This window comes from Selenomonas ruminantium AC2024 (genome assembly GCF_000687995.1).
Lineage (GTDB): Bacteria > Bacillota > Negativicutes > Selenomonadales > Selenomonadaceae > Selenomonas_A > Selenomonas_A ruminantium_B.
Genome location: NZ_JIAC01000001.1, coordinates 43977 through 56136 on the forward strand (window position 1 = coordinate 43977; position 12160 = coordinate 56136).

Here is a 12160-nt window from a genome sequence, read left to right on the forward strand (position 1 = left end):
AGGTTTCCCTCAATCAATACTGATTACTTTCGCTCTCCAGCCGCCATGCTTTGGCCTGATTATCTGCCTGCGTCAGCAAACGGCATTGCACATCATTTTGCCAGTAAACGCGTTCCGTAAACGTAAGTTCTCCATCACCGACAAACAGCTCAACCGAACTTTTATCGAGGAAAAGCTGCAACTTCAGTGGCTGTGTAGAACGCAGGACTGCCGCCCGCTCGCCATCTTTTGTGTTGCGGCTGACTACGAAGCGTCCCCCGGCTTCGAGACTCAGCTGCAAATTCTTTCCCCCGTCGGTCAGCAGGAGCAGTACGCCTTCAGCCTTTTCCGTAAAGGTAAGTTCCAGTTCTGCCGTCCGGCCCAGCTTATAATCACGTTCCACTTCCAGCGCGCCATCAAGCAGCACTTCCTGCCGCAGGCCCGTAAGCTCTCGTATCGGTTTCTGCAGAACGCGGCCATCTTTTACTGACAGTTCACGCGGCAGCGTCAAGGCTCCGGCCCAGCCATCTTCAATTTCCGGCATGGGCGAATCCCAGGCATTCATCCAGGCAATCATAACGCGTCGGCCGTCCGGCGTCAACATCGTTTGCGTCGCATAGAAGTCATGACCGTTGTCGATTTCCACAAAACCATCATGTTGCAGTTTCTTATCCTTGACATTGCCCATGAGATAGCCCGTCTGATTCAAATTGCGGAAGCGGTCACCGTCAGCTTCCAGCCCCTGCGGGGACATCAGCAGGATATCCTTGCCATCGAGATGGAAGAAATCGGGGCATTCCCACATATAACCTTCCGTTTCCTTGGAAACCGCTTTGCAAAGTTCCGTTGCCGGTTCCCAGTGCAATAAATCTTTGGAGCTGTAGATAAGCGCCCGGCCCAGGCCATCCTCGCCCTGGCTGCCCAGCACCATGTAGAAGGTATCGCCTTCCTGCCAAACCTTCGGGTCACGGAAATGCTTCGTATTCCCGGCTGGTGTTCTAAGCACCGGATTGGCACCGTACTTGGTAAAGTGAATGCCGTCCTCACTCCAGGCCACGCGCTGGTCCTGATAAAAATCTTCGGGGTCAACAGCATTCGGCGTATGATGGCCTGTGTAAATCAACCAGAGCTTATCGTCATAAACCACCGCACTGCCAGAGAAACAGCCGTTTTCATTTTCATCCGGAGCAAGTGCCACCGGCAAAGTCTCCCAGTGAACCAAGTCGCGGCTGCGGGCATGGCCCCAGTGCATCGGCCCCCACTCAGCTGCATAAGGATAATACTGATAAAATATATGATACCAGCCCTTGAAGAACGAAAAACCGTTCGGGTCATTCATCCAGCCGCCCGGGGTCATCACATGATACCCCAGTCGGTATCGCTGATTCGTAATTGTTATAGGTTCCTTCATAAACATGCGCTCCCTTGTCTCGTTGAGATTCTTTTCCTTTTGAACCGGTTCATTGAACCGGTTCAAAAATTATTTTAGACTTATTTGCGTCGATTGTCAATGGGTTCGTAATTTATTTTTTTATAATTGTATTCTGATAATTTTGTCTACAGAGCCATGTTAAGGCCGGGCAAGCACTTCCCTAACACGTCTCTCCGGAAATCAAAGTCGGCGGCAGCACCCAGGACAAATCATCCTGTTTGCCATTGATGATGCTCACGATTTTTTGCGCCGCCACCTTGGCTAGTTCGTCAATGGGCTGGCGTACAGCCGTCAGTTTACGGATGCCGTTCTGCGTAAGAACGGTACCATCATAGGCCACGAGCTTCAACTGTTCCGGCACCTTTATTCCGCGCCGTACCGCAACCTGCAGACAGCTCATCACCGATACATCCGAGCCTAAGATGCCATCTACATCCGAAAAATCGTCGAAGATTTTTTCTGCCAGCAGCAGCGGTTCTTCAAAGCCAAAACTATTCCACGGCAGGGATACGATATCCGTCTGCACGCCATGGGCATGCATGACCTCATTGAAGGCCTGATGGTATTCTCCGGCCGGCGTCTTTACCATCTGCGAACCGGAAATTTCCACGATATGATGGCAGTCATGCTGCAAAAAAGCCTCGGCCGCGAGTCTGCCTCCCAGCATATGGTCGGTATGCACGATGGGAATATCCGGGCTCAGATAACGGTCAAAGGCGATAATCGGCTGCTTCAGCCCCTGATAGAGCGAAGTGTCCAGCGAATGTGCCCCCATGATAATGCCGTCCATGTTCTGCCGCTGCAGCATCTCGATAAAAACATGTTCCGCATTCTCTTTTTGCTGCGTGCAGCAAAGCATGGTCTTATAGCCCAAATGATACAGGGATTCCTCCAGCCCTTCCACCAATTCTGCAAAGAAGGGATGCGCCACGGTCGGCACAATAACACCGACCGTCATCGTGCGCTTGAGTGACAGGTTGCGGGCCATTTCACTGGGGACATACTGCAATTTTTCCACAGCCGCCTGGACTTTCTGACGGATTGCCGGTGAACCATAATCAGGATGATTGAGCACCATGGAAACCGTCCCTACAGAAACGCCAGCCTCCTGCGCTACATCACGGATTTTAGCCAAACCTTGCACCTCCCGCTTCTCAGTTCATCAGCAATACGATAATAACGCCGGGCACACCTAACACACCGGCAATCAGTGCCTTGAGGAAGGTAATGTCCACCCCGGCCCCAAAGAGATTGACCACCCACAGGAGCACTGCACCGACAATGCTGTTGGTAATCATCTTCCACAATATCTTCATCGGCAGGGCGATAATCTTGCCAATCAGGCACAGAGCGATAAGCCCCACCGCAAAAGCTGCAATAATTTCCATTTAGATTTCCCTCCGGTTTTCCATCGCCTTGGACAGGGTCACTTCATCCGCATACTCCAAATCGCCGCCGATTGGCAGGCCATGGGCGATACGGGTAACCTTTACCCCCATAGGCTTCAACAGTTTGGCTAAGTACATAGCCGTGGCCTCCCCCTCCACGTTGGGATTGGTGGCCATAATCACTTCCTTGACCTCGTCACCGGTCAAGCGTCCCAATAATTCCTTGATGCGTATCTGGTCAGGCCCGACCCCTTCCAAGGGAGACAGGGCACCATGAAGCACATGGTAAACACCGCGGTAATCCCGCATGCGTTCCATAGCCGCTACATCCTGCGGCTGTTCCACCACACAGATAACGGAGTGGTCGCGTTCTTCCGCTGCACAAATGGCACAGGGATTCTGGTCGCTGAGATTGAAGCAGGTATTGCAATAGCCGATTTTCTCTTTGGCCTCGATAATGGCTGTTGCCAGCTTCTTTGCCTGCTCTGCGTCCATATCCAGCACATGATAAGCAAGGCGCACTGCCGTTTTGTTACCAATGCCCGGCAGTGCGCGAAAATGCTCTATTAACTTTGCCAGCGGAGCAATATACTGCACGTCTGCTCCTTAGAAAAGTCCCGGCGGGAGGCCAAGACCGCTGGTGAGTTTACCCATTTCCGAAGCCATCATGTCATCCACTTTCTTCGTGGCTTCATTGAATGCAGCAGAGATGAGGTCCTGCAGCATTTCTACATCTTCGGGGTCTACAGCAGCCGGGTCAATCACGAGATTTACCACCTGCTTTTCACCGTTCATGGTGATTTTTACGGCACCGCCGCCAGAGGTTACATCTACCGTCTTGCGCTTCAGCTCGTCCTGCATCTTCTTCATGTCGTTCTGCATCTTCTGGACTTTCTTCATCATGCCGGCCATATTGCCCATGTTGCCCATTCCACCAAACATATTATTAACTCCTCTCAAAGGTGATTTTCAACTTCTCTTAGACTACCAAAATTAGTCCTATCCGTCAACAAACTTATTTATCGTCCTCGATTTCTACCACATGGTCACCAAAAATCTCAAAGGCCTTTTCCAGCGGTGCTCGTTCCTCCGGCGGCATGGAATCCAAATCCACATGGATGGTGGGTTCCTCCGGTGGCAGGGGCGGAGCCGTTTTCTTCTTCGCAGGCTGGGGCGGCGGCATTATCGGCATATCTTCCCCGCTGCAATGGAGCCGCAGCGGACGACCAGTCAACTCCTGCAACAGCCCTTCCAGCACACTGCGGTAATTGCGCATAGCCAAATCGGCCATCAGCACACCCTTGAACTTCACAAAGAACTGCGTATCGCTCATGCCCGCAAACTGCCCCTGATTCATGCAGGCAAAGACCGGCATCTTATTCCGTTCCTTCAATGTCTTTAAGAGATTATCCCAGACTTCCGCATCACTGGCCGTAATGGGCACAGCCGGTTCCGGTGGCATGACAGGTGCCGGCGCCGCTGCAGGCCGCGAAGCTGCCACGGGACGCGGGCTGGCGGGGGCACTGGCAGCAGCTGCCCCGCCAGAGGTCACAGCCGGACGGGCTGCGAGCTGTGCCGCCATCTGTGAAAGCTTTGCCTCCAACTGCGCCAGCCGGCCATCATCAGCCGCTGCCGTATTTCCTGCCTGCGGCACCGCACCGCTGACCGCAGGATTACACAGAGACATCAGCGCCACTTCCACCGTAATCCGCGGCTGAGGCGACCATTTGAGTTCCGTCAGTGCCTCATGGAGCCGCTTAATCATGGCCATAATTTCCTCACCGCTAAAGAATTTGCCCTGCTCCTGCAGGACTTCATCCGGCTCGGCATACAAATCCATCTGCGCCAGCGTCCCCGTGGCCTGATAAATCATCAGACTGCGCAAATGCAGCGATAACTCCGTCAATACCTGCTTCAAATCCTTGCCGTCCCGCAAGAGGTCAGCGAGCACAGCCAAAGCCGTCTGACTCTTATGGGCATAGATGGCTTCCGTCAGCTTATAAATCCAGTCGTGGCCGATAAGCCCCAGCGTCTGCCGTACCCGCGCCGCCGTAAGTTCCCCGTCAGCCAGTGCCGAGCATTGGTCGAGCAGGGACAGCGCATCACGCAGACCGCCATCAGCCTGAATGGCAATCATGCTCAAGGCTTCGTCTTCCGCCTGAAGCCCCATTTCGGACACAACCTTTTCCAGCCGCCCGCGAATCTCCTCCACCGTAATCCGCTTGAAATCATACCGCTGACAGCGGGACTGAATGGTAGGCGGCACCTTATGCGCTTCCGTGGTGGCCAGAATGAACACCACATGCGCAGGCGGCTCCTCCAAGGTTTTCAAGAGCGCATTAAAGGCCTCCGTAGTCAGCATATGCACTTCGTCGATGATGTAGACCTTATACCGCCCATCCACCGGCGCAAACTTCACCGTTTCCCGCAGGTCACGGATTTCATCAATACCACGGTTGGAGGCCGCATCGATTTCAAACACATCCATCGACGAACCGTCATTGATTTTTTTGCAGGCCGGACACTGGCCGCAGGGTTCCGGCGTCGGACCGTGCTCGCAGTTGAGCGCCTTGGCCAGAATTTTAGCTGTACTGGTCTTACCGGTGCCCCGTGGCCCGGAAAAGAGATAGGCATGACCAATCCGCCCGGTATTTATCGCATTGGAAAGGGTTCTGCTGATATGTTCCTGTCCCACCAAATCCCCGAAGGTACCGGGACGCCATTTACGGTAAAGTGCAATATAGGCCATAATTCTCTCCCACTCGAAATTACATACAAAAAAAGACCGCCTTGCGGCAGTCCCTGCAATGCATTCTTTTTCACGTCGAGCCGCAGTCCTCAGGCGACCTCGCGGCACATGAAGCACCCCGCTTATCGCTGCTTCCTTCCGGACCTGACGAGGTTCACAGGACTTCATTGCGCAAGACCCAAGCACTGCAACCCGACCTGAAAAAGAATATAAAAATGGCGGAGAGTGAGAGATTCGAACTCTCGATACAGCGTTCACCGTATACACGCTTTCCAGGCGTGCTCCTTCAACCACTCGGACAACTCTCCACAATGCTCTACTTAAAAAGCTATTAAATTGTTCTCCCTTTCGGGATGCCGTTTTTGCCGCTTTCGTTCAACGACAAGAATTATTATATACATATACGCCATGCCTGTCAACACTTTTTTTGAAAAAAAGCAAAAAAAATTAACGGCGGGTGAATCCGCCGTCTAAAAGAACTCATCTGTAGCCATAACCACCTGAAAGGAACCTACCGAACTATGCACCCGCAAACGCAGCTGATGGCTGCCATGGGGACTCACATTTTTCCCAAAGCGGGGCAGTTCCAAATCCGTCTCAATCTTCCGTTCGCCCAGTGACACACTGAACATCCCATTGAGCACATTGATAAATTCCTCAAGGCTGTCCTTGGCCAGTTCGTCCATCTCCGGAATTTCTTCCTCACTGTAGCGTTCCGCCAGTTTCAGATAAACCGGCTCGCTGGCAATCAGCCCCGCGGCAAAATTGATATCGCCGCTGAGCCGCTGGGAAGTGGCATAGCAAGGCTGCTCTTCATCTTCTGTGCAGGGCACCCGCTCCACCACGGCTTCCGTATGCAGCATTGTTTTCATGGCTGCCATGAACATTTCCATATAATCTACATAGTAATCCATCTGCGCGGGATGAATTTTGCCCATAGCCCGCAGCACCGCCGTCCGCACCGGATTGATATCCATATCATCCTCAGACAGCAGTTTGGCGGCCGATGATTCATCCTGCTCAGCCTCCACTAAAATCCGCCGCATTTCCTCCAGTTCATACTTGTCCCGGTTAAAAAGGCATTGGACTATGCTAAAATTACTGGCCATTCGCAGCGACCTTCCTTCGCACCGTTTCCACGGCCTTCTTAATCTGCTCACTCGTATATGGTTTCTGAATAAAATCCATGGCGCCCATCTTCAGCGTGGTCATAAGCTTCTGCGGCGTGCCTGCCGAAGACAGCATCACCACCGGCAGGTCGGGATTGACTTCCTTGATAACTTGCAGCGCCTCAATGCCGCCCACTTCCGGCATGACAATGTCCAGGAACACACAGTCAATCTGCTCCTGCAGATTGAGCATCACCGCCTCTTTGCCGTTCTGGGCTTCCAGAACCTCACAATCCAAAGTCTCCAGCTCCTGCCGCAGCTTCTTGCGCAAGAGCTTCGAATCATCCGTAATCAGTACCCGTAGTTTTCTATCCAAAGTGTCCGCCTCCCAAGCGAATAATACAATTAATCGTTTAACTTAACTGTAATATTCGCCAAGGGAAATTTATATTCCTTCAAAATAAAAGTGACGAGACGAAAAAACTCGGCGGTTCTAACATCTCGTCACCTGTGGTGATTATTTTACGTCCATACACTCCAGCTTAGCAATCAGCTTATCCAACGAGGTCGAATAGTACGGACGCTCCCCCTGTTCATATTGTTCCAAATAGGCTTGACATTCATTGATTATCGTCTTCTCGTTTTTACTCACAATAGTCGCATACAAAAGAGCTGCTGATGTATCAACTCGATATCTTTCCAAAAACACTTTAGTAACTGGAATTATCTTTGCATAATGTAATCCATGACGATTGCCAGTTCTTGTGGCAGGCCGTGGCGGCAGTGGAAAATACTGACTCTTCGGCGCATTGCCAACTATGTTAGAACGAAACGGGACGGCAAACATTCTCTTCTTCCCTGCATATTTCAATCTCATAACCAATAAGCATGGGCGATTATGCTTCTCAAGGACTTCCGGGTCTATCTTCCTAAATTCGTCAAGCAAAGTACTTTTTACCGAAACTATCTTCATATTTTACATTTGCTCCCTCTCAGAACAATGAAAAAGAGGGAACCACCAAGGCGGCTTCCCTCTTCATACACGTAGGCGATATTCTACATTCAAGCCCCGTCGCCTGCGGAGGCCATACATACATATCCATTATACTCTAGCCGTAATGGACGGCCAGCATCTCTGCTTACTTGTATCTTATCATAAACAACTTCACAATGCAATATTTTTAATCCACCAACCACCGCGAAGTTGCAGGGGATTGTTGTATTACCGCTTCATGTTAATCAGTGTCTCTAACATCTCATCACCTACGGTGATGACTTTGGAATTAGACTGGAAACCACGCTGGGTGATAATCATATCAGAAAATTCGTTGGCAATGTCTACGTTGGACATTTCAAGAGCAGACGGGGTTATCGTTACGCCCAAATCCGTAGCCGTCTTAACATTGGGCGTACCAGAATTGTTTGATTCTTGATAAAGACTACTGCCAGTCTTAGTCAGACCAGATGCATTTGTAAATTGTGCAACGGCTATCTGTGCTTCTGCTTGACTTACGCCATTAGTGTAAACACCAGTAATAATCCCAGAAGAATCTACAGAAACACTTTTCAACGTACCAGCAGCATTACCATCACAAGTTCCGTTTACAGTATTGTTACCAGCATATTGCGTTAATTGACTCAAATCTACTGTCACAGACTGTGATCCGGTAGAACCGTTGGTCAGCGTCAGATTTAAAGTCCCTGCCCCATCACTATATTTTCCATCGGTAGTAAACTGTAATGTAGTATCAGACATGGCTACTGTAGTGATACTACCATCAGGTTCATTAATCTTAGTAGCTCCTGAACCATCTAAATTAACTTGAACAGTCCATTGGTTACCATTAATACTATCAGTCTTTGTTTTCGTAAAATAAACAACAATAGAATGAGCATTTCCAAGTGTATCATAAACATTTAGTGTTGTAGTCAATGGCATACTATATCCCAAAGTATAGGAACCACTCGTCTTGGTTGAAATTGTTCCATCACTCATAGTGATACTAATGGCATCAATAGTACTAGTATATTGATCTCCAACCTGATACGGAGTTGTATCAGAGCTAGTCACTTTTATAATACTTCCATTATCATCCCCAAGCGAAAGACTAGATGCAGTAAGACCTTTCGCTGGCACCAGAGATACTGCGCTCGATGTCGTCGACCAGGAATCTTGCACCGAACTGTCTCCCGACTGAACTTTCCCACTCATTGAATTAATACTCGATGATACGTTAGGTGAAATATTAGAAACCAATGCTGTTGGTAGAGAATCAATTGTTGTTAAGTTTGCACTTACAGGATTTCCTAAAGTGTATGAAGCAACATTATTAGCTGCAATGGTAGAACCATCACTAAGTGTTATAGTCCCCGAACCAGATGTAGTGCTTATAGCCGTTACCGTAACACTAGTAGGGAACGTAGCATTTGCACTATAAGTAGTTGCCGAACTATTAGACACGGTTAGCTTATCACCATTACTTAAAATAGAGGTATACAGCGACATGCTATTATTGGTTAATGTACCTCCACTAGCTAGAATAAGGTTTTTCCCTGTAATACTACTAACAGTATCAGTAATGGCTGTCCCTAAATTGTAACTGGTTGCTGTAGATGATGTCGGAACTTTAATAGTATCTTTATTCCCCAAGGTCACGATATAATCCTGTCCACTATTATTCGTTAATGTGGCTGTATCTGATAATGTAGCAGTTTTAGTACTTGGCACATATGTTTGAATAGCATTAGAACTGGTCGGCATACCATTTCCGACTTTATAAGGTTTTGTAGATGCTATAGGAACAGAAATAACATCCCCATTAGCTAAATTAACTGTAGTAGGACCAAATAAATTATACTTTGTTCCCACAGCGTATTTACCTTTAGCCGAAGAAATAGTCAGACCATTAGAGAAATCAACATCTAAATTAGTGATTTTCGATGTATACGTGCCGCCACAAGACCAACTATCTGTATTTGTCGAATCAATTAGAATAGTATTACCTTTTGAATCCTTAAGTTTTATTTCTTGAATTGTCTCCTCAGATGCATCCAAATTATTTGCATATACCGCAGAGGTTGTAGCCGTAGCTGCCATGGATTTACCTGCTTCAACCTGTATGCTCGTAACCGCTCCATTTGTGCTCAAAACACCATTATTAGCCATCCATCCTTGTACCATCATTCCACTACCAGGTAATACATAATTACCAGCAGCATCGAATTCAAATGCACCATCACGGGTATAATAAGTTTCATTGCCATTTTTTACAACAAACAACCCATTTCCCGACAAACATAAGTCTGTATTTTTTCCCGTAGATTGAATTGAACCATCTGTGAACAATGTATCAATACTAGCAACCGCTACGCCCAAACCAATTTGTTTTGGATTTGTCCCCCCCAAATTTTCCGTCGGTGCTGCTGCACCTGACTGAGTCTGACTCAATGTATCAGCAAATGTGACCCTTCCAGATTTAAAGCCTGTTGTATTGACATTGGCAATATTATTGCCGATTACATCCATTCTGGTCTGATGTCCCTTTAATCCCGAAACGCCTGAAAAAAGTGAACGCATCATAATAAATCACTCTTCCTTTCCCAATTAGTGTGCCATCTTAGTGATAATTGCCGTTCCACACTTGCTATGGCAAAGACCACTAAGACGGCACACCGCCTTACAATATGGCGGCACTGTCGATGTTGGTGAAAATGTTTTCCTTGGCAGAGGCTTCGTCTACGGCGGTGATGACGGTGCGGTTCTTGACGCTGACCACCAGTGCTGTCTCTTTCATGAGGATGAGGGCGTCTTTGGCTCCTTTTTCCGCCATGCGGTCAACGGTTGCTCGAAGTTTTGACTTGTCATCTTCCGTCAGTTCCACGCCTCTAAGCTTCATGCGCTTTTCCGCGTGGGCCGAAAATTTAACTTCCTCTGCCGCCCGCAGGTTGCGGGCAAATGCTGTGTCCTTTGCTTCCGACTGTCCCTGTCTTTTGCCGATTGGTGCCATTCCTTGCTCGGCTATACTTGGTACTTTAGTGATTGCTTTCATGTCTATACTCCATCTTCTGCTATATCTAAAAAAGTATAGTTTTCTAGAAGATAAATTTAGGCTTAAGAAATACGTTTTTTCGCCGATAAACATAATAGATTCAATAAAAAAAAGTTCAATCTAAAAAAGTATACCTTTCTAGATTGAACGAATCTTAGGCCCCACCCTGTTGCAGTCTGTGCAGCAAGTGGGCTTTTTTTATGCAGTTTTACGTTTCGGGATGTTCTCGCTTATTTTTCAGCAGCTTGCACTTGCAATAGAATGTGGACAGCGGCATGCCGCAGTTCCTGGCTGCCACCTTGGCAGTACACCTCCCTGTCTGCCATCTTCGCCGCTGCCGGAAAAATTCTTTCGTCAGCTTCCTTTTCGGTCTACCAAAGCGCACACCCCGCTTTTTCGCCTCCACAATTCCCTCGGCCTGACGCTGGCGGATATTAAGGCGCTCATTTTCCGCCACGAAAGAGAGCACCTGCAGCACCAAGTCGCTGACAAAGGTTCCCAAAAGATTTTTCTCCCGCCGGGTATCTAAGAGGGGCATATCCAGCACCACGATGTCGGCGCCGATTTTTTTCGTGATATGCCGCCACTCCTCAATAATCTCCTGATAATTGCGCCCCAGCCTGTCAATGGACTTAATGTACACCAAGGAATCCCCATCCAAATGACAAAGCAGTTTCTGGTACTTCGGCCGCAAAAAATCTTTGCCGGAAATCTTGTCCATGTAAATATTCTGTCCTTGCACTCCTTTCTCCTTCAATGCAGTGAGTTGACGGTCAAAGCACTGCTCACGGGTACTGACCCGCACATAACCATAAATTTTTCTCATCCTCATACCTCCCAAGGATATATTCTACTTATAATTTAGGCTAAGGAGAGTTTTTTTTTCGCTAATTTATTGTTACAATATAAAGGAGAAAATGCAAAGGAGCGATTTCCATGAACGATAGCGAACTAACCCATTTTGACGAACAAGGGCAGGCCATTATGGTAGATGTGAGCGGCAAGACGGAAACCCACCGCACAGCAGTGGCTTCGGGGCTTATCAAAGTCAGCCAGCCGGTGTTTGAAGCCATCCGGCAGGGCACTGCCGCCAAGGGTGATGTGCTGGGCGTAGCCCGGATTGCGGGGATTATGGCGGCCAAGAACACCAGTTCCGTCATCCCCCTGTGCCATCCTCTGCCGCTTTCTAAGTGTAGCATTGATTTTGAGCTGCTCGAAGCAGAATGTGCCGTCAAGGCCATAGCCACGGTAAAAGTCACGGGGCTGACCGGCGTGGAAATGGAGGCTCTCCATGCCGTAAGCGTTGCCCTTTTAACCATCTACGATATGTGCAAGGCCATTGACAAGCGCATGGAAATCAGCGATATTCATTTGGATAAGAAAAGTGGCGGCAAAAGCGGCGAGTTTGTCCGCTAAACTGTCAAAAATAAAATGTATCCCCTCAGCAATCTGTG

Annotated in this window: 13 protein-coding genes and 1 tRNA gene; 1 reads left to right on the top strand and 13 read right to left on the bottom strand. The window is 48.7% G+C overall.

Annotation, left to right across the window (positions count from 1 at the left end; genetic code table 11):
- Positions 1-13: 13 nt before the first annotated feature.
- The 13 genes from P157_RS0100205 to P157_RS0100265 all read right to left on the bottom strand — a co-directional run bounded on the left by P157_RS0100205 (position 14) and on the right by P157_RS0100265 (position 11532).
- Positions 14-1390, bottom strand: coding sequence for a glycoside hydrolase family 32 protein (locus P157_RS0100205; RefSeq protein ID WP_026759237.1), 1377 nt, complete (start codon positions 1388-1390; stop codon positions 14-16).
- Between the two features lie 181 nt (positions 1391-1571).
- Positions 1572-2546, bottom strand: coding sequence for a LacI family DNA-binding transcriptional regulator (locus tag P157_RS0100210; protein WP_026759238.1), 975 nt, complete (start codon positions 2544-2546; stop codon positions 1572-1574).
- A 19-nt stretch (positions 2547-2565) separates the two neighbouring features.
- Positions 2566-2799 (bottom strand): pro-sigmaK processing inhibitor BofA family protein, encoded by a 234-nt coding sequence (locus P157_RS0100215; protein WP_026759239.1) that lies wholly within the window; start codon positions 2797-2799, stop codon positions 2566-2568.
- Entirely contained in the window at positions 2800-3396 is a 597-nt protein-coding gene (gene recR / locus P157_RS0100220) for a recombination mediator RecR (protein ID WP_026759240.1), read from the bottom strand.
- 9 nt (positions 3397-3405) lie between these two features.
- Positions 3406-3741 (bottom strand): YbaB/EbfC family nucleoid-associated protein, encoded by a 336-nt coding sequence (locus tag P157_RS0100225; RefSeq protein WP_026759241.1) that lies wholly within the window; start codon positions 3739-3741, stop codon positions 3406-3408.
- A gap of 73 nt (positions 3742-3814) precedes the next feature.
- Positions 3815-5548 (bottom strand): DNA polymerase III subunit gamma/tau, encoded by a 1734-nt coding sequence (gene dnaX / locus P157_RS0100230; protein ID WP_026759242.1) that lies wholly within the window; start codon positions 5546-5548, stop codon positions 3815-3817.
- Between the two features lie 216 nt (positions 5549-5764).
- Positions 5765-5856, bottom strand: a tRNA-Ser gene (locus tag P157_RS0100235).
- Between the two features lie 162 nt (positions 5857-6018).
- Complete coding sequence (locus P157_RS13430; RefSeq protein WP_155266668.1) at positions 6019-6594, bottom strand: hypothetical protein; 576 nt, start codon at positions 6592-6594, stop codon at positions 6019-6021.
- Positions 6595-6646: 52 nt separating this feature from the next.
- Positions 6647-7033: a response regulator gene (locus P157_RS0100245; RefSeq protein WP_026759243.1), complete on the bottom strand. Its 387-nt coding sequence runs from the start codon at positions 7031-7033 to the stop codon at positions 6647-6649.
- A gap of 141 nt (positions 7034-7174) precedes the next feature.
- Positions 7175-7630 carry a hypothetical protein gene (locus P157_RS0100250; protein ID WP_026759244.1) on the bottom strand — a complete coding sequence of 152 codons (456 nt, stop codon included), beginning with the start codon at positions 7628-7630 and terminating at the stop codon, positions 7175-7177.
- A gap of 249 nt (positions 7631-7879) precedes the next feature.
- Positions 7880-10237 (bottom strand): flagellar hook-basal body complex protein, encoded by a 2358-nt coding sequence (locus P157_RS15680; protein WP_026759245.1) that lies wholly within the window; start codon positions 10235-10237, stop codon positions 7880-7882.
- A 97-nt stretch (positions 10238-10334) separates the two neighbouring features.
- Complete coding sequence (locus tag P157_RS0100260; RefSeq protein ID WP_026759246.1) at positions 10335-10706, bottom strand: TIGR02530 family flagellar biosynthesis protein; 372 nt, start codon at positions 10704-10706, stop codon at positions 10335-10337.
- Positions 10707-10914: 208 nt separating this feature from the next.
- Complete coding sequence (locus tag P157_RS0100265) at positions 10915-11532, bottom strand: recombinase family protein (RefSeq protein WP_026759247.1); 618 nt, start codon at positions 11530-11532, stop codon at positions 10915-10917.
- A gap of 110 nt (positions 11533-11642) precedes the next feature.
- Between P157_RS0100265 and moaC the strand changes: the two genes are divergently transcribed.
- A complete protein-coding gene (gene moaC / locus P157_RS0100270; RefSeq protein ID WP_037368030.1) occupies positions 11643-12122 on the top strand; it encodes a cyclic pyranopterin monophosphate synthase MoaC in 480 nt (159 codons plus the stop codon).
- Positions 12123-12160 lie beyond the last annotated feature (38 nt).